Raw genomic sequence first — 20,819 nt, forward strand, 5'->3', positions numbered from 1 at the left:
CGAACTTCGGACGATCCTCCAGTTGCGCAGCTCGGGCGGCGCAGCCGCCAGGGGCGCGGGGCTCGGCCGACGTGCGGCTCCGCCGGTGGGCGCGACAATCCCCCAGCCTTCGGCCGGGGACCCCCTGCCACGACGGTCAGATCCCGAGCGAGCAGAGCCGTCCGCCTCGGGCGGGTTGCCCGCGCCCACGCAGGGGGCACCTCCGGGGCAGCTCCCAGCCGAAGGCCGGGGGGAGGAGCCGCACATCGGCAGAGCATCGCGCCCCTGGAGGTGCAACTGCACGAGGGGGCGAACGGCGAGGCTCAGGCCGAGAGGCCCTCGGGGCCGTTCTCGGCGAGGGCGCGCAGGCGCGAGAGCGCCCGGTGCTGGGCGACGCGGACCGCGCCGGGCGACATGCCGAGGACCTCGCCCGTCTCCTCCGCGGTCAGACCCGCGGCGACCCGCAGCAGGACCAGCTCGCGCTGACGCTCCGGGAGGAGGGCCAGGAGCTCGCGCATCCACGCGGCGTCACTGCTCAGCAGCGCCCGTTCCTCGGGGCCCAGCGCCTCGTCCGGCGTGTCGGGGAGCTCCTCCCCCAGCGGGACGCTCTGCGCGGGCCCGCCGCGCATCGCCGCGCGCTGAAGGTCCGCGATCTTGTGTGCGGCGATGCTGTAGACGAACGCCTCGAACGGGCGGCCCTCGTCGCGGTAGCGCGGCAGCGCGCACAGGACGGCGAGGCAGACCTCCTGGGCCACGTCGTCGACGTGGTGCCGGGCGTTGCCCGGAAGACGGACCAACTTGGCCCGGCAGTAGCGCAGCACCAGCGGGTGGACCTGCGAGAGCAGCGCGTCGACCGCGTCCGGATCCCCCCCGACGGCGTGCTCGAGCAGCGGCCCGATGGGCATGCCGGAGCCCTGGCCCGGGCTCGCCTCGTCGTCACGCACTGGTCCATGGTGCCTGGTCACTGGCGAAAACGTGACACCGCACCCTGACTTGTGCATCGGAACGTTATCCGCCACGCCACCACCCCCGCCCTGCCGGACTCCGCGTCACACCACCCATGGTGCGCCCTCGGGTGGGAAGCGGGCCATGCCTCCTCCCACCCGGTAAGGGAATCAGCGGACCAGACCCCAGCGGAAGCCCAGCGCCACGGCGTGCGCACGGTCGGACGCACCGAGCTTCTTGAACAGGCGGCGCGCGTGCGTCTTGACGGTGTCCTCCGACAGGAAGAGCTCGCGGCCGATCTCGGCGTTGCTGCGGCCATGGCTCATGCCCTCCAGCACCTGGATCTCACGAGCCGTCAGCGTCGGCGCGGCACCCATCTCGGCGCAGCGCAGCCGGCGCGGGGCGAGCCGCCACGTCGGGTCCGCGAGCGCCTGGGTGACCGTGGCCCGCAGTTCGGCGCGGGACGCGTCCTTGTGCAGGTAGCCGCGGGCGCCGGCGGCGACCGCGAGCGCCACGCCGTCGAGGTCCTCGGCGACGGTGAGCATGATGATGCGCGCGCCCGGGTCGGCGGACAGGAGGCGGCGGACCGTCTCCACTCCGCCGAGGCCCGGCATCCGGACGTCCATCAGGACCAGGTCGGAGCGGTCCGCGACCCAGCGGCGGAGGACCTCCTCGCCGTTGGTGGCCGTGGTCACCCGGTCGACGCCGGGGACCGTCGCCACGGCGCGGCGCAGCGCCTCGCGGGCGAGCGGGGAATCGTCACACACGAGAACGGAAGTCATGACCCGCCTCCGCAGCTGATGAGCGTCACCTTGAGCCTCCTGGCTGGTACGAATCGTCACCGGCACGGCCTCCGGTGGACCGGCGTCTTCCCCGACGCCCGTGCCGTTTGCCGCCTCCGCACTCCCAACGACCGTCACCCGAATGAGTTACGGCCTGGCCGCAGCCTCCACCACTCTACGTGTCCGACCCGCTACGGATCATCCACCTCGCGGTGCACTTGGGCGCAAATGCGTCGCTCGTGCGACGACCGCGCGCCTCGTCGGGCTTGCCGTTAGGCCCAACGAGTGCACCCGCATGCAGGACACGCTTCCCCGCCACGTGGTGGATTAGTCCGTTTTCGTGGGATTTGATGGTTATCGGCACGTTATGCAACGCTGATGGCCTCTTGTCCGTTAGATCTGCATGAGTCATATTTCCATCAGTTCGTACTGAATCGCTAGCACCACTCAAGGGATCAACGACCATGGCCGACTACTCACGGCTCCCTGGCCCGAACGCAGACCTGTGGGACTGGCAGCTCTCCGCCGCATGCCGCGGCGTGGACAGCTCTCTGTTCTTCCATCCGGAAGGAGAGCGCGGAGCCGCACGGACCTCGCGGGAACAGTCCGCGAAGGAGGTCTGCATGCGGTGCCCGGTGCGCGCGGAGTGCGCGTCGCACGCACTGGCGGTACGTGAGCCCTACGGGGTCTGGGGCGGCCTCACCGAGGACGAACGCGAGGAACTGCTGGGGCGGGCCCGCCGCCGCACCCTCGATCCGCTCTCGCTGTTGCCCGTCGACTGACACGACCGCGACACGATCGATCTGACGGAACGTTTCTTCAAGATCCGTACATCCGCATCCGCATCCGCGCCGAGCTCACGGCGCGCCGACCAGGGCCTGTCTCCTACAGGCCCTTCAGCTTCTCCGGGCTCGTCAGCTTCTCGAGCATGAGCGCGACTGCCGGCACCCGTCCCAGGTCCGGCAGGGTCAGCGCGACGATCTCCCGGGAGACCTCCGCGGCGAGCGGGACGACGGCGACCCCGTCGGTCCGCGTCGCCGCGAGGGCGAGCCGCGGCAGCACGGCCACGCCCAGTCCCGCGGCGACCAGCCCCCGCACGGCCGGGTAGTCGTCGGTCGCGAAGTCGATGCGCGGCGTGAAGCCCGCGGCCTCGCACAGGTCCACCAGGTGCCCGCGGCACTGGGGGCAGCCGGCGATCCACGGGTCCGCCTTCAGCGACGCGAGGTCGCCGAGCCGCGGCTCTCCCGCGCGCGGGTGGTCCGGCGGGAGCAGTGCCACCAACGGGTCGCGGCGCAGCCGCGTCACCCGCAGGTCGCTCCAGTCCTCCGGCTCGCTGCCGCCCGGGTAGCGGAAGGCGAGGACGAGTTCGCACTCGGCGGCCCGCAGCATGGAGACGGAGGCCGGCGGTTCGGCCTCGGTCAGCGACACCTGCACGCCCGGCGCCTGGGCGCGGAGCGCGGCCACGGCGGCGGGGACGAGCGTGGCGCTCGCGGTCGGGAACGAGACCAGCCGCACCCGGCCCGCCTGGAGCCCCGCGATGCCCGCGACCGCGTCCTCCGCCGCGGCGAGCCCCGCGAGCACGCCTGCGGCGTGCTCGGCGAGAACCCGGCCGGCCTCGCTCAGCGCGACGCCGCGTCCGACACGGACGACGAGGGGGGTGCCGAGGGACTTCTCCAGCGCCTTCATCTGCTGACTGATGGCGGGCTGCGTCAGCCCGAGCTCGCGCGCGGCGGCGGAGAAGCTGCCCTGCCGGGCGACGGCCCGCAGCACGCGGAGATGTCTGGCCTCGATCACGGGGCAAGGATAGGCAGGACACGCGGTTGCGCCTCCCAGGGGCGCGGGGAACTGCGCGACAAGTCACCGCAGGCAGTGAGATCCCGGGCGAACTGGGCCATGTGCCTGGGGCGGGTTGTCCGCGCAGTTCCCCGCGCCCTGGGGCCTTCGGACCCCGGGAGGGTGCAACTACCCTCGTGCCCATGGGAACCCTGATCTCCGTCAACGTCGGGCGGCCGGAGCCGACCGTGTACTCCGACCCCGGTGTCACCGCCATCGGGAAGAAGCCCGTCGACGGGCCCGTCGAGGTCACCGCGCCGACCGAGCGCAAGGGGGTGAGTGGGCTGGCCGGGGACGCCATCTGCGATGTGCGGCATCACGGCGGGGTGGACCAGGCCGTGTACGCGTACGCGCGCGAGGAGCTGGACGCCTGGGCCGAGGAGCTCGGGCGGGAGCTGCCCAACGGGGTGTTCGGGGAGAACCTGACCATCACCGGCCTGCGCGTCTCCGACGCGCTGATCGGGGAGCGGTGGCGGATCGGCGAGACGCTGCTGCTGGAGGTGAGCGCGACCCGCATCCCCTGCCGGACCTTCGCAGGGTGGATGGAGCAGGAGCGTTGGGTCAGGACGTTCACGGACCGCGCGCGCCCCGGCGCGTACCTGCGGGTGCTCACGCCGGGCGTGATCCGCGCGGGGGACGAGGTCACCGTGGTGCACACGCCGGAGCACGGCGTCAGCTCGGCGGACGTGTTCCGCGCGCTGCACTCCCGTGCGCCGGAGGTGCTCCCGCTGATGCTGGATCTGCCCGCCCTCTCGGAGAGCCATCGCGAGTCGGCGGCCAAGCGCCTCGCCTGACCGAAGCCGGAAGCCCGGCACCCCCGAGGGGGTGCCGGGCTTCCGGCTCACCAGCGAACAGACTCAGTGCGAGTGGCCGTGGCCACCGTGGGAGTGACCGGCCGCGGCCGGCTCCTCCTCCTTCTTCTCGACGACCAGGGTCTCGGTCGTGAGCAGCAGGGAGGCGATGGACGCGGCGTTCTCCAGCGCGGAGCGGGTCACCTTGACCGGGTCGATGACGCCGGCCTTGACCAGGTCGCCGTACTCGCCGGTGGCGGCGTTGTAGCCCTCGCGGACGTCGCCGAGCTCGGCGACCTTGGTGGTGATGACGTAGCCCTCGAGGCCCGCGTTCTGGGCGATCCAGCGCAGCGGCTCGACCAGGGCGCGGCGGACGACCGCGACACCCACGGCCTCGTCGCCGGAAAGGCCGAGGCCGCCGTCGAGCACCTTCTGCGCGTGGACCAGGGAGGCGCCACCGCCGGCGACGATGCCCTCCTCGACCGCGGCGCGGGTCGCCGAGATGGCGTCCTCGAGACGGTGCTTCTTCTCCTTGAGCTCGACCTCGGTGGCCGCGCCGACCTTGATGACGCAGACGCCGCCGGCCAGCTTGGCCAGGCGCTCCTGCAGCTTCTCGCGGTCCCAGTCGGAGTCGGTGCCCTCGATCTCGCCCTTGATCTGGGCGACGCGACCGGCGACCTCCTCGGAGGAGCCGGCGCCGTCGACGATCGTGGTGTCGTCCTTGGAGACGGTCACGCGGCGGGCGGAGCCGAGCACGTCCAGGCCGGCCTGGTCGAGCTTGAGGCCGACCTCCTCGGCGATGACGGTGGCGCCGGTCAGCGTGGCGATGTCGCCCAGCATGGCCTTGCGGCGGTCACCGAAGCCGGGGGCCTTGACGGCGACGGCGTTGAAGGTGCCACGGATCTTGTTCACGACCAGGGTGGAGAGCGCCTCGCCCTCGACGTCCTCGGCGATGATCAGCAGCGGCTTGGAGGCACCGCCCTGAAGGATCTTCTCCAGCAGCGGGAGCAGGTCCTGGATGGAGGAGATCTTGCCCTGGTGCACGAGGATGTACGGGTCCTCGAGCACGGCCTCCATGCGCTCCTGGTCCGTGGTCATGTAGGGCGACAGGTAACCCTTGTCGAACTGCATGCCCTCGGTGAACTCGAGCTCCAGGCCGAAGGTGTTGGACTCCTCGACGGTGATGACACCGTCCTTGCCCACCTTGTCCATGGCCTCGGCGATGAGCTCGCCGACGGTCTGGTCCTGGGCGGACAGCGCGGCGACGGCGGCGATGTCCTCCTTGCCCTCGACCTCGCGGGCGACGGAGAGCAGGTGCTCGGCGACGGCCTTGACGGCCGCGTCGATGCCGCGCTTGAGGGCGGCCGGGCCGGCGCCGGCGGTGACGTTGCGCAGACCCTCGTTGACGAGCGCCTGGGCCAGGACGGTCGCGGTGGTGGTGCCGTCACCCGCGATGTCGTTGGTCTTGGTGGCGACCTCCTTGACGAGCTGCGCGCCAAGGTTCTCGTACGGGTCGTCCAGCTCGACCTCGCGGGCGATGGTGACACCGTCGTTGGTGATGGTCGGCGCGCCGAACTTCTTGTCGATGACGACGTTGCGACCCTTGGGGCCGATCGTCACCTTGACGGTGTCGGCCAGCTTGTTGACACCGCGCTCCAGCGAGCGGCGGGCGTCCTCGTCGAACTGCAGGATCTTGGCCATGCCTAGGGGTTCCCTCTCGAAACGACCGCGCCCCGGACCCCGTGGTACGGAGTGCCGGGGCGGGTCACGACTTTGCCTTGGCCGCCGGAGCGGTCAGCTGGTCAGGTCTTACTTCTCGATGACCGCGAGCACGTCACGGGCCGAGAGGACCAGGTACTCCTGGCCCTGGTACTTGACCTCGGTGCCGCCGTACTTGCTGTAGAGGACGACGTCGCCGACAGCGACATCGAGCGGAAGACGCTGGCCGTCCTCGAAGCGACCCGGACCGATCGCGAGGACGACGCCCTCCTGGGGCTTCTCCTTCGCGGTGTCCGGGATGACCAGGCCAGAGGCGGTGGTCTGCTCGGCGTCGAGCGGCTGGACCACAATGCGGTCCTCGAGCGGCTTGATGGCAACCTTGGAGCTGGTGGTCGTCACGATCCGACCTCCCCCTTCGGAGATCCGGGGTACACATGTCTTGGGGCGTGAGGACATGGCAAGCCCGTCGTCGCGGTGCCGGACGTACCGTCTCACGCTTAGCGCTCTCGTGTGGAGAGTGCCAACGACGACTGTAGGCGGCGGTTAGCACTCGGTCAACCAGAGTGCCAACGCGTCGCTTACATCTCCTCGCGAAACCGTCGGTCCCCTCCCGTCACAATGGACGAGTGCGCACCGAAGATCTCCACGCCCTGCTGACGCCCGAGGGCCAGGACCTGCTGGCCGAGCTGCGGGACCACTCCCCCGGCGACGAGCTCGCGCTGGCGACCCGCCTGCGCCGCACCCACGACGCGGAACTGGTCTCGGCAGCCCTCGCCCAGGCGCGCCTGCGCACCCGTGCGGCGGCGAAGTTCGGGGCGGACGCGGCGCGGATGTACTTCACGCCGAACGGGGTCGAGCAGTCCACCCGGACGAGTGTCGCCGAGTGGCGGGCGCGGCGGATGCGGGAACTCGGTGTGGCCTCCGTCGCGGACCTGTGCTCCGGGATCGGCGGGGACGCCATCGCGCTGGCACGCGCCGGGATCAGGGTGCTGGCGGTGGACCTGGACCCGGTCGCCCACGCGGTCGCCCGGGCCAACGCTGAGGCGCTGGGCCTGGCGGAGCTGATCGAGGCGCGCTGCGCCGACGTCGTGGACGTGGACACGGCCGGCTACGACGCCGTCTTCGTGGACCCTGCGCGCCGCGGAGGACGCGGCCGGATCTTCGACCCGGAGGCGTACGCCCCGCCGCTCAGCTGGGCCGTCCAGGCCGCCAGGAAGGCCCGGGTCGGGGCCATCAAGGTGGCCCCCGGCATCCCCCACGAGGCGGTGCCGACGGACGCGGAGGCGGAGTGGGTCTCCGAGGGCGGGGACGTGAAGGAGGCGGCCCTCTGGTTCGGTACAAGCCCCACGCAGCCGCACCGTGCGACGTTGCTCCCGGCCGCCGACAGCCTGACCGGCGGACGGCTGCCGGATCCGGCCGTCGGCCCCGTCCGCCGCTACCTGTACGAGCCGGACGGGGCCGTCATCCGCGCGCACCTGGTCGCCGAGGTCGCCGGGGAGCTGGACGCCACGCTGATCGACCCGACCATCGCCTACCTGACGACGGACCGGCTGGCACCGACCCCCTACGCGACCGCGTACGAGATCACCGACACGCTCCCGTTCAACCTGAAGAAGCTCAAGGCGCTGGTGCGCGAGCGTGGCATCGGCACGCTCGTGATCAAGAAGCGCGGCTCCGCGATCGAGCCGGAGGAGCTGCGCAAGAAGATCAAGCCCGAGGGGGTGAACTCCGCGGTCGTCGTGTTGACCCGGGCCGCCGGTGCGCCGGTGATGTTGGTGGGTCAGCCCGCCGGCGGGGCGATGTAGTCCTCCAGCCGCGCGACGGTGAAGCCCTGCTCCTCGATCCGCTTCACCATGTTCACGAATGTCATGTTCACGAACGTCGCGCGGTCGCCGCGCCCACGTACGCGCGACGACCCGGCCACTTCTTCGTTTCTTCGAACCCGGTGCTCTCTACTCCGACAGACGGTGCAGCTCGTCATGAGACGCCGGTACGTGCGTCTCGGTGACCGGCAGGGAGGAATCCGCGGAGAGATCGAACGCGGAGGGGGCCCGGTCCCGCCACACCATCTCCGCGCCGAGCGCCGCGACCATGGCGCCGTTGTCGGTGCAGAGCTTGGGGCGCGGGACGCGCAGCGTGATGCCCGCGCGGTCGCAGCGCTCCTGGGCCAGCGCCCGCAGACGGGAGTTGGCGGCGACGCCGCCGCCGATCATCAGGTGGTCGACGCCCTCGTCCTTGCAGGCGCGGATCGCCTTGCGGGTCAGCACGTCGACGACGGCCTCCTGGAAGGACGCGGAGACGTCCCGGACGGGCACCTCCTCGCCGGCCCGGCGCTTGGCCTCGACCCAGCGTGAGACGGCCGTCTTGAGGCCGGAGAAGGAGAAGTCGTAGGCGGGGTCCTTGGCGCCGGAGAGGCCGCGCGGGAAGGCGATGGCCGCCGGGTCGCCCTCGCGGGCGTAACGGTCGATCACCGGGCCGCCGGGGAAGCCCAGGTTGAGCAGCCGGGCGACCTTGTCGAAGGCCTCCCCCGCCGCGTCGTCGATGGTGGCGCCGAGCGAGCGGACCCCGCTGGTGATGTCCTCGGTGAACAGCAGCGAGGAGTGGCCGCCGGAGACCAGCAGCGCCATCGTCGGCGAGGGCAGCCGACCGTGCTCCAGCTGGTCCACGCAGATGTGCGAGGCCAGGTGGTTGACGCCGTAGAGGGGCTTGCCGAGCGCGTAGGCGTAGGCCTTGGCGGCGCTGACGCCGACCAGCAGCGCGCCCGCGAGACCGGGCCCGGCGGTGACGGCGATGCCGTCGAGGTCGCTCGCCTTGATCCCGGCCTCGTCCAGCGCCCGCTGCACGGTCGGCACCATGGCCTCCAGGTGCGCGCGGCTGGCGATCTCGGGGACGACGCCGCCGTAGCGGCCGTGCTCCTCGACGCTGGAGGCGACGGCGTCGGCGAGCAGCGTGGTGCCCCGGACGATACCGACACCGGTCTCGTCGCAGGAGGTCTCGATCCCGAGGACCAGCGGTTCGTCAGCGGCCATCGTCAGTGCTTCCCTCATGTGTCATCGGACCGTCGGACATCGTGCGGCGCATCACCAGGGCGTCGACGCCGGACGGTTGGTAGTAGTTGCGGCGGAAGCCGACCGGCTCGAAGCCGAAGCGGGCGTAGAGGCGCTGGGCGCGCTCGTTGTCGACGCGCACCTCCAGCAGCAGCTCGGTGCAGCGGGCGGCCTCGGCCTGGTCGAGCAGGCGTTGCAGCAGGCGGGCGCCGAGGCCGGTGCCCCACTGGTCCTGGGCGACGGCGATGGTCTGCACGTCCCCCTCGCCGGAGATGGCCATCAGGCCCGCGTAGCCGACGACGCGGCCGTCGGCGTCCTCGGCGACGGTGTACCAGCGGGTGGCCCCGGCATGCCGGGAGTCGGCGAGCTCGGACCAGAACATCCCGGCGGACCAGGCGTCCTCGGGGAAGAGTTCGCGTTCCAGCTCCAGCACCGGTGCGATGTCCCACCAGCGCATCTCGCGCACGGACACCCCGGAGCGCACCGGGCCCACGGAGAGGTCCGTCAGGTCCGTCATGACGGCAGCACCGTCTTGTAGTTCTTCGGCACCTCGGCGTCCGGGCGGCGCAGGTAGAGCGGCGTGCCCGGGGAGGGCAGCTCGGCGCCGGACGCGAGCGCGTCGGCGGCGACCGCGGCGAGGGCGGCGGCGGACTGGTGGGCGGGGGCGTCCTGGACCGCACCGGGGAAGGTCTCGGAGTAGAGCAGCACCCCGGCGCCGACGGCCGGAAGGCCGGCGACCTTCTCGGCGATGTCCGCGGGGCGGTCCACGGCCGGGCCCTCGACGCGGACGCCGTCGGCGTCGTAGCGGGCCCAGTAGACCTCCTTGCGGCGCGCGTCCGTGGCCACCACGAACGGCCCGCTGACGGCGCCCGCGTCGCGGGCGGCGCGGGCGATGCCGTCGAGGGTGCCGACGCCGTGCACGGGGATGCCGAGGGCGTGGCCGAGGGCGGCGGCGGTGGCCAGGCCCACGCGCAGGCCGGTGTAGGGGCCGGGGCCGACACCGACGGCGATCGCACCGAGGCGCTCCTTGGGGACGCCGGCCTCCCGCAGCACCGCCTCGATCGTGGGCAGCAGCAGCTCCCCGTGCCGTCGGGCGTCGATCTGGTCGGCGGACGCCAGGACCTCCCCGGTCGTCGTGTCGAGGACGGCGGCCGTGACGGCGGGCGTGGCGGTGTCGAACGCAAGCAGAAGCACGGTCCCAGGTTAGAGGGTCCGGCCGGAGGGGGTGGCGGGAGGAGCACCCGCCGCGGACCGGCTCTGCCCGCGGAGCGGCTGTGCCCGGACGGGAGCGGACGAAGGCGCGGCGAGGGGCTGCGCGGGCCAAGTCCGCGGAGCGGCTGTGCCCGGACGGGAGCGGACGAAGGCGCGGCGAGGGGCTGCGCGGGCCAAGTCCGCGGAGCGGCTCTGCCCGGACGGAGCGGACGAAGGCCAGGCGAGGGGCTGCGCGGGCCAAGTCCGCGGAGCGGCTGTGCCCGGACGGAGCGGACGAAGGCCAGGCGAGGGGCTGCGCGGGCCAAGTCCGCGGAGCGGCTGTGCCCGGACGGAGCGGACGAAGGCCAGGCGAGGGGCTGCGCGGGCCAAGTCCGCGGAGCGGCTGTGCCCGGACGGAGCGGACGAAGGCCGGGCGGGCCAAGTCCGCGGAGCGGCTCTGCCCGGACGGGAGCGGACGAAGGCCGGGCGGGCCAAGTCCGCGGAGCGGCTCTGCCCGGACGGGAGCGGACGAAGGCCGGGCGAGGGGCCGGGCGTCGCGGCGCCCGGCCCCTCCTGCCGCGCTTTCTCGGATCGCCCTGTGGCCCGGTGCCGCCCTGCCTTGGGCTGCGGTCAGGTGGAAGGATGAGAGGCTTAGGCCACTGCTGCTTGCCGCTCCGATGGAGGATTCCGTGGCGAAACTCGGTTCGGGCTCGGTCGTCACCGTGCTGACCGCCGGCGCACTCGCCGTCGTGGCCGTGCTCGCCGTGCAGGCCAAGAGCTCGGCGTCGACGACGACCGCCTCCGGTGCGGGCGCCAAGGCGCCCGGCGTCTCGGCGAGCAGCACGGCGGGGACCAAGGCGATCCCGGCGAAGCCCGTCGCGGTGCCGAAGGACTCCGGCACCGGCAAGCGCGTGGTGTACTCCGTGAGCCAGAAGCGGGTCTGGCTGGTCGACCCGGGCCAGTCGGGCCAGACGCGCACCTTCACCGTGCAGCCGGGCACGGTCGACCCGGCACCCGGCAGCTACGCGGTGACGAGCACCACCGCGGGCCCGACCCCCGGATCGGACGGCAAGCAGGTGAAGAACATCGTGCGGTTCACCACCCGCGAGGGCATCTTCATCGGGTTCAGCTCGGCGGTCGACGGCAGCACCCCGGTGCCGGACGCGAACAAGAAGACCGGCGGTATCCGCGAGACCGTCGCCGACGGCCAGGCCCTGTTCGACTTCGCGCCGTTCGACACCAAGGTCGTCGTCGTGGCGTGAGCCCGACGGGCACAACGGAAGCGGGCCCCTCACGCCGTCGGCGTGAGGGGCCCGTTCGTTCAGCAGGTGATCAGATCATCACCGGAAGTGGCGCCAGTTGTAGGACTCGATGTACGACAGCGACGGGCTGCCGACGCCGGTGACGTCGTCGTAGCCCTTCGTGGCGCTCAGCGAGGAGTCCTGGCCCAGGGTGCGGACCGAGACGACGAGGCCGTTGCTCGCGTCGACGCTGTTCGCGAAGTCGACGCGGGCGTCCGCCAGGCCGACCTTCGGGCCGAACGGGTGGTCCGTCACGTCGTGGAGCAGACCGTGGCGGGCGTAGATCGCCGGGTCGGCGAAGCCGAGCGGGAAGCCCTGCTCCTGCTGCGCCAGCGCCTGGATGGCCGTGAAGACCGGGGAGGCCAGGCTGGTGCCGCCGATGCGGTACTCGCCGTACTTGACCGTGCCGTTCGGCCAGGTCTGGGTCTGCCCGACCAGGAAGCCGGTGTTCGGGTCGGCGACAGCCGCCACGTCAGGAACGACGCGCATCGCGGACTTGTTGCCGTTGGCGTGCGCCAGCGCCGAGGAGACGATGCCGCGCTGGAACCACGGCTGCGCGACGCGCGCGCTGGTGCCGCCGCCCGCACCGCCGTGGAAGGCGCCGGGGAAGCCGGTCCAGCTCTTGCCGTCGGTGGAGAGCGCGGACTTGCCGGTGCCCCAGCCCGTCTCGAACTCGTAGTTGTTCTTCTTGCCGACGGCCAGCGAGGTGCCGCCCACCGCGGTGACCCACGGCAGGGAGGCCGGCATGTCGCTCTGCCTCGTACCGGTGTTGGCGACCTCGTCGCCGTTGTCACCGGAGGAGAAGTAGAAGCCGATGCCCTCGGCCGCGCCCTTCATGAACACGTTGTTGTAGACCGCGTCGTTCGCCGGGTCGCTCTGGTTCTCCGGGGAACCCCAGGAGTCGGAGACGAGGCTGGCGGTGTGGTGGTCCACGATGAAGCTGAGCGCGGAGATGAAGTCCGCGTCCTGGCAGGAGGCCGCGCCGACGTAGTGGATGTTCGCCGCCGGGGCGACCGCGTGGACCGCCTCGATGTCGAGCGTCTGCTCGCCGTACCAGCCCGACGCGCCACAGCCGTTGGGGTTGGCCTGGGACGGGTCACCGGTGTTGGTCCAGGTGGCCGCGTCGTACTGCTTGAACTGGCCCGCCTTGTACGCCGCGTCACCGTTGCGGTGGGCGTAGTTGCGGATGTCGCTGTTGATGGTCGGCGAGTCGTACGCGTCGACGATCGCGACCGTGACGCCCGCGCCGGTCTTGCCGCTGGCCGCGGCACCGTAGGCGGCGCGCAGCTGGTGGCCGTTGTAGCCCTTGACGACGTACGGCACGGTCTTGCCGTAGGCCTTGGGCAGGGACTTGGCCGCGTTCGAGCCGTAGTAGCTGGAGAACGGACCGGCGTTGACGAACGCGGCGCCGGGGCCGGGCAGCGTGTCGTCGTGCGTCATGATGGTCGGCTTGTTGCTGAGGCCGGACACGGCGACGACGCTCGCGGCGATGTCCGCCGGCACGACCGGCGAACCGGTCGGGGCGCGGTAGACGTGGCCGGAGACGGCGAAGTCGTGCAGCTTGACGCCGAAGGCCGACTGGACGGTGGCGGCGTCACCGGTGATGGCGACGTAGTTGCCGTCCGGGTCGACCGAGGTGCGGAAGCCGGCGCCCTTGAGCCAGGCGACGACCTTGTCGATCTGCGCCTTGGTGGCGCCGAACTGCTGCTTGACCTGAGCGGCGCTCAGGTAGTGGCCGTAGGCCGCGCTGGTCGGGTCGGAGACCGAGGCGGCGAACGACGCCAGACCCGCCTGGTCGCCCGACAGATAGACGCGCGCGGTGACGGCGTTGCCGGCCGCGGTCTGACCGCGGTCGACAGCAGCCGCGGTCCACGCCGGCTTGCCGCCTGCGACAACGTGGCCTGCAGGCGACGCAGCGATGGCGGGTGCTCCGGCCGCGACAGCGGCGGCGAGCAGCGGCAGTGTCGCCGCCAGTGCTACGCCGGCACGCCGATTGACTCCCCTGATGTGCATTAACGCCCCTCCCCGGGCCGCATGAACAGTGGGCTTCGCATTCCCCCTGTGGTGATAGGGGGAATCGAACCGGGGAATGAACCGTCGGTCAAGAGTGCGAGGTGGTGTGTTACTCAGCGGCGTGGTGACAGGCTGAAATTTTACGAAGCGCAACGGTTTCGGCACGAGTCGACAAATCCCTTTGCCGTGATTCCCTGCTCAAAAGGATTCTGACACCACGTCACTCAGGAGGATGCGAGACCGCCGCGACGGAGGCGTGGCAGGCGAGCAGCCGAGCCACCGTCACTTCGGGTGCCGGCGCCTCCTGCTGGGCGGCCGCCTCATGCCGGAACGGGACATCCCGGGCATCGGTGACGTGACGGACGGAAGGGGTCGTGCCGGGCATGCGATCTCCCCGAGGGGTGTCGTGTCGGCGCAGGGCAGGGCGGTGCCTGACCAGAAGTGCAGTCGGAACTGCAGCCATCTTCCCGACAGCGCGTCGGGAACACAACCGCCCACCGGCGGGCCTTCACCCCCTGGGAGGATGTCCCGGGCGCGGTTCAGGCGCGGGCGGCGGCAAGCGCGCCGAGGTCGACACCGGCCCAACGCGGGCCGATCCCGTCCAAAGTGACCGTGCGCTCGTCCGGGATGTCCGGGTTCAGGTCCTGCTCCAGCGAGAGGGACACCTCGTCGCCCAGCGCCCGGTCGATCCGCACCTCCAGCCGGGACTCCGAGAGCCCCTCGACCTTGCCCTCACCCCACTCGACGACGACGACCGACTCCGGCAGCGAGACGTCGAGGTCGAGGTCCTCCATCTGGTCCAGCCCGCCGCCCAGCCGGTAGGCGTCCACGTGGACCAGGGCCGGACCGCCGACCAGCGAGGGATGCACCCGGGCGATGACGAAGGTCGGTGAGGTGACCGCCCCCCGCACACCCAGGCCCTCGCCCAGACCCCGCGTCAGCGTCGTCTTGCCCGCGCCCAGCTCGCCGGAGAGCAGCACCAGGTCACCCGGGCGCAGCACGGTGGCGAGCGTGCGGCCGAGCTCCTGCATCGCGGCCGGGTCCGGGACGGTGAGGGTGGCGGCGTTGCCCATGGCGATCGGCGGTCCTTCCGTGGAGCGGGGTTCTGCGGTGGCGTTGCGGGGGGTGGATCAGTTGCGGGGTGCGGTGGCGTCGCGGGGTGTGGATCGGGCGTGCGGCTCAGCCGTGCCGCGGGTCGACGGGCTGGGCCAGCGCGTGGACGGGCGGCGGCAGGGCGGCGCCGCAGTACGCGGCGGCGCGCTCCAGCAGCCGCGCCAGCCGGGCGTTGACCACCTCCGGACGTTCCAGCATGAGCAGGTGCCCGGTGTCGGGCAGGATCTCCAGCTCGGCGTCGGGCAGCCGGGCGGCGATGGCCTCGCTGTGCGTGGGCGGGGTGAGCAGGTCCTGGTCCCCCGCGAGCACGAGCGTCGGCAGGTCCCGCAGGACGGCGAGCGCCTCGGTCTTGTCGTGGGCGGGGAAGGCCGGGAAGAACTCGGCCACCACGTCCACCGGCGTCGCTTCCAGCAGCTGCTGCGCGAAGCGGGCGCGGGCCGGGTCGACGTCGTCGGTGCCGAAGGAGAACCGGTGGTAGACGGCGGAGGTCAGCTCGCTGCTGAGGCGCCGGCCGCGCTCGACCAGACCCGCCTGACGGCCCAGTGCCTTGATGACCCCGGGGCCGACCCGGTGGAACACCTTGGCGCCGACGCCCGGCAGACCGAGGGTGACGTCCCGCCAGTTGCCCGCGGTGGTGCCGAGCAGCGCGACGCCGGCGACCCGCTCGGCGAACAGCTCCGGCCGCTGGTCGGCGAGCGCCATCACGGTCATGCCGCCCATCGAGTGCCCCACCAGCACCAGCGGGCCGGTGGGCGCGACTGCGTCGATGACGGCGCCGAGGTCGGCGCCGAGCTGGTCGATGGAGGCGGGCTCCCCGGCGAGGTAGCTGCGCGAGCGCTCGGACCGGCCGTGGCTGCGCTGGTCGTAGAAGACCAGCCGCAGGCCGTCCCGGAATGCCTCGCGCTGGAAGTGCCAGCTGTCCTGGTTCAGGCAGTACCCGTGCACGAACACGACGGTGAGCGGCGGCGTCGGCGCGGCCCCCAGCCACGTCCCGACCCCGGCCAGCACCCCGCCGAGCGGCCCCGGCTGCGGCTCGGCGGCTCCACCGCGGCGCCGCCCCAACCACCCGCGCAGCCGACGGGACCGGCCGGCACCCGGTGGCTCAACCGAGCCGCCCTGACCCCGCACCGCCCCCCGCACCGAAGGCGCGGCGAGTCCGTCGCCGGCCCGGGATTCACCCCGGCGTGCGGCCGCCCCGTCCCGCGCCGAAGGCGCGGCGCGGCCAGGCGCCTGCGGCGCGGCTGCGGCACCGGCCGGTGCCTGCGACACGGCGGAGCCGTCGGTTGCCGGCGTTCCACCCCGTGCGGCGGCCACGTCGCGCGCCGAAGGCGCGGCCCGGCCAGACCCCTGCGGCGCGGCCGCGGCGGCGTGCCCCGCACCGGCCGGTGCCTGCGGCACGGCGGAGCCGTCGGCTGTCCCGGCTTCACCCCGGTGTGCGGAGGCCACCTCGCGCGCCGAAGGCGCGAACGGCGGCGCGGCCGCGGCGGCGTGCCCCGCACCGGCTGACGCCTGCGGCGCGGCGGAGCCGTCGGTTGCCGGCGTTCCACCCCGTGCGGCGGCCACGTCGCGCGCGGAAGGCGCGGCGCGGCCAGGCGCCTGCGGCGCGGTGGCTTCCGATGCGCGGGCGGTGGCCTCGCGGGCGATGGCGGACTGGGTGCCGGCCCAGCCCGTGCCGTCGAGTTCGGCGTAGAGGTCGGTGCCGTCCGGGGCGGTGACGTGGAGGGGGGTGCCCCGCAGGGAGCCGAAGGCGGCGGCCGCGTCGAGTTCGGCCTCCGCGCGGCGGCGCATCTCGCGGCCGACGGAGAGGCGCTCGATGGCGACGCCCGCCGCCGCGCCCGCAGCGACCACGCCGAGGGAGACGCCGACGATGCCCGCGCGGCGCCAGCGCCCCGCGGCCACGTCGCCGACGACGGATCCGGCCGCGTCGCGGACCTGACGGACCACGTCGCCCGCTCCCGCGACAAGCCCGGAGCCGCCGCCCTCCTCGGCCATCAGTCGCTCGCGCCCAGATACCTGCGCGGAACGCGCGCGCCGATCCGGGTGACGATCTCGTACGAGATCGTCCCGGCCGCGCGGGCCCAGTCCTCGGCCGTCGGCTCGCCGCGGTCGCCAGGGCCGAACAGCACCGCGAGGTCCCCGACCTCGGCCGCGTCGCCGCCGAGGTCGACGATGAACTGGTCCATCGCGACGCGGCCGGCGACCGTGCGCCACTTGTCCGCGAGCCAGACCGGTCCGGTGCCGCTGGCGTGGCGCGGGATCCCGTCCGCGTAGCCGACCGGAACGAGCGCCAGCGTGGTCTCGCCGGGAGTGGTGTAGGTGTGGCCGTAGGAGACGCCGTGCCCGGCGGGGACCCGCTTGACGTTGGCGACCCGGGCCTGGAGCGTCATCACCGGCCGCAGGCCGAAGTCCGCGGGCGAGCCGACCTCCGGCACGGGCGAGAGCCCGTACTGGGCGAGCCCGGTACGGACCAGGTCGAAGTGCGACTCCGGGAGCGTGAGCGTCGCCGGGGAGTTGGCGATGTGCCGCACCTCCGGGCGCAGCCCGGCGGCCTCGGCGACGGCGAGGGCCTCGCGGAAGGCGTCCAGCTGGGCGGCGATGGAGGGGTGTCCCGGCTCGTCCGCGCAGGCGAAGTGCGACCAGACGCCGGTGACGGAGATCAGGCCGTCCGTCTCGGCGGCGCGCGCGGCGGCGACGAGCTCGGGCCAGTCGGCGGGCTGGGCGCCGTTGCGGCCGAGACCGGTGTCGGCCTTCAGCTGCACGCGGGCCGGACGGCCGGTGGCGCGCACCGCGTCCAGCAGGTGCGGCAGGGCCCACCGGCCGCTGACGGAGATGTCGAGGTCCTGCGCGACGGCGTCGCGCCAGGGGCTGCCGGGCGTCCACAGCCAGCACAGCACGCGGGCCTGCTCCGGCCCGATCCCGGCAGCACGCAGCGCGAGAGCCTCCTCCGGTGTGGCCGTGCCGAGCCACCGCACGCCCGCGGCAAGCGCCGCGCGGGCACACGGCACCGCGCCGTGGCCGTAGGCGTCCGCCTTCACCACGGACATGATCTGGGCCGACCCCGTGCGCCGGGTGCGCTCGCGCAGCGCGGCAAGGTTGCCGCGCAGCGCCGCCAGGTCGATCAGGGCTTCGGCTCGCTGTGCAGTGTCCATCGGGTGACAGTCTCCCAGAAGCACGAGGGCGCCCGTCCAAACGTGACGGGCGCCACAGCGTGCGCGTCGAACAGGGTGGCGCCGGTCGATCAGGTGCCGGGCTTGCGGCCGTAGACGTCGACCGGGGAGCCGAGTTTCAGCAGGTTCCAGGCGGTGGCGGCGTCGTGCATGGTCATGTTGACGCAGCCGTGCGAGCCCGGCGGGGTGGAGATCGGGATGAAGACCGCGTGCAGGGCCTCACCGCCGGAGAAGAACTGGCTGTACGGCATCTCGACGTTGTACAGCGTGGACCAGTGGTTGCGCTGGCGGCTGTAGATGTGGAACAGGCCGTCGCGGGTGACGTAGCCCGCGCGGCCGGTGCGGACCTTGACCGGGCCAAATATGATCTTGCTGCCGTCCTGGATCCAGAACCTCTGGTGGGTCAGGTCCACGCAGGCCACGCGGCCCACGTTGGTCAGGCAGTGCGTCGGTGACCAGCGCGCCTGCGTCACCGCGTCCGCCTGCCCCGCGCCTACGGCGCCCACCCCACCGAGCAACCCGGCCGTCGCCAGCGCGACGGCCGCCACCCGCGCCCTCAAACGCTTCAATTCGCTCCTGCTTTCCCGCCGATGGCGGATTCCAAAGTGACCTCCGTGATGAAGACCACTCTCATGAGCGAATGGTTGCAGCGCGCAGCCACTTGCACCACCAGAAGCGGCGAAGCCGCCCCAGGGGCGCGGGGTTCTGCGCGAGGAACCCGCCCGGGGCGGATGGCCCTGCTCGCCCGGGATCCGACCGACCTGGGTGGGTTGTCGCGCAGTTCCTCGCGCCCCTGGGGAGTTGCAACCGGCCCTATCGAGCCAAGGTCCGGCGCCAGGCCTCCGGGAGGGCGGCGGTGATGCCGCTCGCGGTGATGGGCGCGCCGGCGGCGGAGGCGAGGCGGCCGGCCAGGCCGTGCAGGTAGGCGGCGACCGAGGCGGCGTCGAAGGGGCGCAGGCCGCAGGCCAGGAGGGCGCCGGCCAGGCCGGAGAGGACGTCGCCGCTGCCGGCCGTGGCGAGCTGCGAGGTGCCGGTGGGGTTGATCCTGGCCGGGCCTGACGGTCCGGTGACGACGGTGGTGCTGCCCTTGAGCAGCACCGTGCAGCCGTAGCCGCGCGCGAGTTCGCGCGCGAAGCGGAGGCGTTCGCCCTCGACCTCCTCCCGGGTGGCGGTGACGCCGATCCCGGCGAGGAGGGCGACCGCCTCCCCCGCGTGCGGGGTCAGCAAAGTGTGCGCGGGGGCGGCGCCGCGGCGGGCCAGCAGCCGCAGGCCGTCCGCGTCGACGAGCAGGGGGACGCCGGCGTCCAGCGCCTCCTCGACGGCGCGTTCGGCCTCGGCGTCCTGGGAGAGCCCGGGGCCGACCACCCACGCCTGCACCCGCCCGGCGTCCTTCGGACCGCCCTCGCCGACCAGCGCCTCGGGGTGCGCGCGCACCACCTCGCGCGCCGCCGCGCCCGCGTACCGGACGGCGCCGACCCCGCCGTGCAGCGCCGCGCCCACGGCGAGCACCGCCGCCCCGGGGTAGCGGGCGGAACCCGCCGCGACACCGACGACCCCGCGCCGGTACTTGTCGCTCTCCACGCCGGGCACGGGCAACAGCGCCGCGACGTCCTCGCGCTGCAACGCCTCCACGACGTGCCCGCCGAGCGGTACGGGCCCCTCCCCCGACCACCGCCACCGCGCCGCGCCGGGGACGGCCGGGCGGACCGGCACCGCGCCGGAGGCGTCGGCGGGTGCGGCGGCGGCGCGCGCCACGACGCTCGCGCGGACCTCGGCCAGGCCGATGTCGACCAGCCGGACCACGCCCGCGCAGGACGCGCCCGGGTCGACCAGCAGGCCCGGCTTGTGGGTGCCGAAGGTGACCGTCACGTCCGCGCGGACCACCGCGCCGGGGACGGCGCCGGTGTCCGGGTCGACGCCGCTGGGCAGGTCCACCGCGACCACCGTCGACGACCCGGACTCCGCCGCGCGCACCCACGGCAGTGCCGCTTCCCGCAGCGGGCCGCGGCCGCCGATGCCGACGATGCCGTCCAGGACCAGGTCCGCGCCCTCCGCCTCCGCGAGATCGGACGTGACCCGGCCGCCCGCCGCGAGCAGTGCGGTGAGCCCGCCCTGATGGACGCGGTCCGGTGCGAGCAGCGCCGCCCGCACCCGCGCGCCCCGGCGCGCCAGCCGCGCGCCCGCGTACAGCGCGTCACCGCCGTTGTCGCCGCTGCCGGCCAGCACCAGCACCCGGCTCGCGTAGACGCGTCCGGGCGCCCCGTCACGCAGCAGCTGTGCGCACGTGGCCGCGAGGCCCGCCGCCGCGCGCTGCATCAGCGTGCCCTCGGGCAGACGGGCCATCAGCTCGCCCTCGGCCGCCCGGACCCACTCCACCGCATGTGCTCGACGCATGGCCTTCGGCCCCTCTCACCCCTCGGCGATCACCACCGCCGACGCTACGCCCGCGTCGTGGCTCAGCGAGAGATGCCACGTCCTCACGCCCAGCCGCGCCGCGCACGCCGCGACCGTGCCGCGCACGGTCAGCACCGGACGGCCGGTGGACTCGGTGCGGACCTCGGCGTCGGTCCACTCCAGGTTGCCGGGCGCGCCCAGGGCCTTGGCCACGGCCTCCTTCGCCGCGAAGCGGGCCGCGAGCGAGGCGATGCCGCGGCGTTCACCGCTGGGCAGCAGCAGCTCGTCCGCCGTGAAGAGGCGGTCGGCCATCGCGGGAGTGCGCTGCAGCGCCTCCTCGAAGCGGCTGATCTCCGCGACGTCGATGCCGACTCCGATGATCATCAAGGGCTCCCGGAAGAACAGAAGGGTGCGGGCGCGGGGCGCGGGCGGGCCCCCCCCCCTGAGCGGTGGGCCCAGGGGCGGGGTACACGACCCGCCCCCACATTGGCCGGGTGGGGGGGGGGGGCCCCACGGGGGCCCGTGGCGGGGGCCGCGCGCCGGC

General features: G+C 73.4%; 19 protein-coding genes. 4 read left to right on the top strand and 15 right to left on the bottom strand.

All coding sequences use genetic code 11. The features are described 5' to 3' along the window. Positions 1–302: 302 nt before the first annotated feature. Positions 303–923, bottom strand: a complete 621-nt coding sequence (locus ABH931_RS35770; protein ID WP_370123134.1) for a sigma-70 family RNA polymerase sigma factor — start codon at positions 921–923, stop codon at positions 303–305. A gap of 171 nt (positions 924–1,094) precedes the next feature. Beyond that, positions 1,095–1,706, bottom strand: coding sequence for a response regulator transcription factor (locus ABH931_RS35775; RefSeq protein ID WP_030251459.1), 612 nt, complete (start codon positions 1,704–1,706; stop codon positions 1,095–1,097). A gap of 464 nt (positions 1,707–2,170) precedes the next feature. Between ABH931_RS35775 and ABH931_RS35780 the strand changes: the two genes are divergently transcribed. Next, entirely contained in the window at positions 2,171–2,488 is a 318-nt protein-coding gene (locus ABH931_RS35780; RefSeq protein WP_042365498.1) for a WhiB family transcriptional regulator, read from the top strand. 103 nt (positions 2,489–2,591) lie between these two features. Here ABH931_RS35780 and ABH931_RS35785 read toward each other — a convergent pair whose 3' ends face one another. Beyond that, entirely contained in the window at positions 2,592–3,500 is a 909-nt protein-coding gene (locus ABH931_RS35785; RefSeq protein WP_370123138.1) for a LysR family transcriptional regulator, read from the bottom strand. 182 nt (positions 3,501–3,682) lie between these two features. Here ABH931_RS35785 and ABH931_RS35790 point away from each other — a divergent pair, with 182 nt between their 5' ends. Next, positions 3,683–4,333 carry an MOSC domain-containing protein gene (locus ABH931_RS35790; RefSeq protein WP_370123141.1) on the top strand — a complete coding sequence of 217 codons (651 nt, stop codon included), beginning with the start codon at positions 3,683–3,685 and terminating at the stop codon, positions 4,331–4,333. A gap of 63 nt (positions 4,334–4,396) precedes the next feature. Here the strand turns inward: ABH931_RS35790 and groL are convergent, their stop codons facing one another. Beyond that, positions 4,397–6,031, bottom strand: a complete 1,635-nt coding sequence (gene groL / locus ABH931_RS35795; protein ID WP_370123143.1) for a chaperonin GroEL — start codon at positions 6,029–6,031, stop codon at positions 4,397–4,399. A gap of 108 nt (positions 6,032–6,139) precedes the next feature. Next, a complete protein-coding gene (gene groES, locus ABH931_RS35800; protein WP_042451831.1) occupies positions 6,140–6,448 on the bottom strand; it encodes a co-chaperone GroES in 309 nt (102 codons plus the stop codon). 227 nt (positions 6,449–6,675) lie between these two features. Between groES and ABH931_RS35805 the strand changes: the two genes are divergently transcribed. Further along, on the top strand, positions 6,676–7,854 hold the full coding sequence (locus tag ABH931_RS35805; RefSeq protein ID WP_370123145.1) for a methyltransferase domain-containing protein: 1,179 nt from the start codon (positions 6,676–6,678) through the stop codon (positions 7,852–7,854). A gap of 147 nt (positions 7,855–8,001) precedes the next feature. Here ABH931_RS35805 and tsaD read toward each other — a convergent pair whose 3' ends face one another. Genes tsaD through tsaB form a run of 3 tightly spaced genes read right to left on the bottom strand, consistent with a single transcriptional unit; the run spans position 8,002 to position 10,290 of the window. Beyond that, entirely contained in the window at positions 8,002–9,078 is a 1,077-nt protein-coding gene (tsaD, locus tag ABH931_RS35810) for a tRNA (adenosine(37)-N6)-threonylcarbamoyltransferase complex transferase subunit TsaD (RefSeq protein WP_370123148.1), read from the bottom strand. Beyond that, the gene (gene rimI / locus ABH931_RS35815; protein ID WP_370123151.1) at positions 9,068–9,613 is read right to left on the bottom strand and encodes a ribosomal protein S18-alanine N-acetyltransferase; all 546 of its coding nucleotides are present in this window, start codon (positions 9,611–9,613) and stop codon (positions 9,068–9,070) included. The genes tsaD and rimI overlap by 11 nt, the downstream gene beginning before the upstream one ends. Further along, a complete protein-coding gene (gene tsaB, locus ABH931_RS35820) occupies positions 9,610–10,290 on the bottom strand; it encodes a tRNA (adenosine(37)-N6)-threonylcarbamoyltransferase complex dimerization subunit type 1 TsaB (protein WP_370123153.1) in 681 nt (226 codons plus the stop codon). Before tsaB ends, rimI begins: the two co-directional genes overlap by 4 nt. Positions 10,291–10,976: 686 nt before the next feature. On the opposite strand from tsaB, the gene ABH931_RS35825 reads away from it, so the two are divergent. Beyond that, a complete protein-coding gene (locus ABH931_RS35825; RefSeq protein ID WP_370123155.1) occupies positions 10,977–11,549 on the top strand; it encodes a L,D-transpeptidase in 573 nt (190 codons plus the stop codon). 78 nt (positions 11,550–11,627) lie between these two features. Here ABH931_RS35825 and ABH931_RS35830 read toward each other — a convergent pair whose 3' ends face one another. From ABH931_RS35830 to ABH931_RS35860, 7 genes are all read right to left on the bottom strand, one after another. Further along, positions 11,628–13,601 carry a protease pro-enzyme activation domain-containing protein gene (locus ABH931_RS35830; protein WP_370123156.1) on the bottom strand — a complete coding sequence of 658 codons (1,974 nt, stop codon included), beginning with the start codon at positions 13,599–13,601 and terminating at the stop codon, positions 11,628–11,630. Between the two features lie 539 nt (positions 13,602–14,140). Then, complete coding sequence (gene tsaE / locus ABH931_RS35835; RefSeq protein WP_370123159.1) at positions 14,141–14,674, bottom strand: tRNA (adenosine(37)-N6)-threonylcarbamoyltransferase complex ATPase subunit type 1 TsaE; 534 nt, start codon at positions 14,672–14,674, stop codon at positions 14,141–14,143. Positions 14,675–14,780: 106 nt separating this feature from the next. Then, positions 14,781–15,983: an alpha/beta fold hydrolase gene (locus ABH931_RS35840; protein ID WP_370123174.1), complete on the bottom strand. Its 1,203-nt coding sequence runs from the start codon at positions 15,981–15,983 to the stop codon at positions 14,781–14,783. A 722-nt stretch (positions 15,984–16,705) separates the two neighbouring features. After that, positions 16,706–17,863, bottom strand: a complete 1,158-nt coding sequence (alr, locus tag ABH931_RS35845; protein ID WP_370123162.1) for an alanine racemase — start codon at positions 17,861–17,863, stop codon at positions 16,706–16,708. Positions 17,864–17,952: 89 nt separating this feature from the next. Then, a complete protein-coding gene (locus ABH931_RS35850) occupies positions 17,953–18,450 on the bottom strand; it encodes a L,D-transpeptidase (RefSeq protein ID WP_370123165.1) in 498 nt (165 codons plus the stop codon). Between the two features lie 244 nt (positions 18,451–18,694). After that, positions 18,695–20,275, bottom strand: coding sequence for an NAD(P)H-hydrate dehydratase (locus ABH931_RS35855; protein ID WP_370123168.1), 1,581 nt, complete (start codon positions 20,273–20,275; stop codon positions 18,695–18,697). A gap of 15 nt (positions 20,276–20,290) precedes the next feature. Beyond that, complete coding sequence (locus tag ABH931_RS35860; RefSeq protein ID WP_370123171.1) at positions 20,291–20,659, bottom strand: holo-ACP synthase; 369 nt, start codon at positions 20,657–20,659, stop codon at positions 20,291–20,293. Positions 20,660–20,819 lie beyond the last annotated feature (160 nt).

This window comes from Streptacidiphilus sp. MAP12-33 (genome assembly GCF_041261265.1).
In the GTDB taxonomy this organism is placed as follows: Bacteria; Actinomycetota; Actinomycetes; order Streptomycetales; family Streptomycetaceae; genus Streptacidiphilus.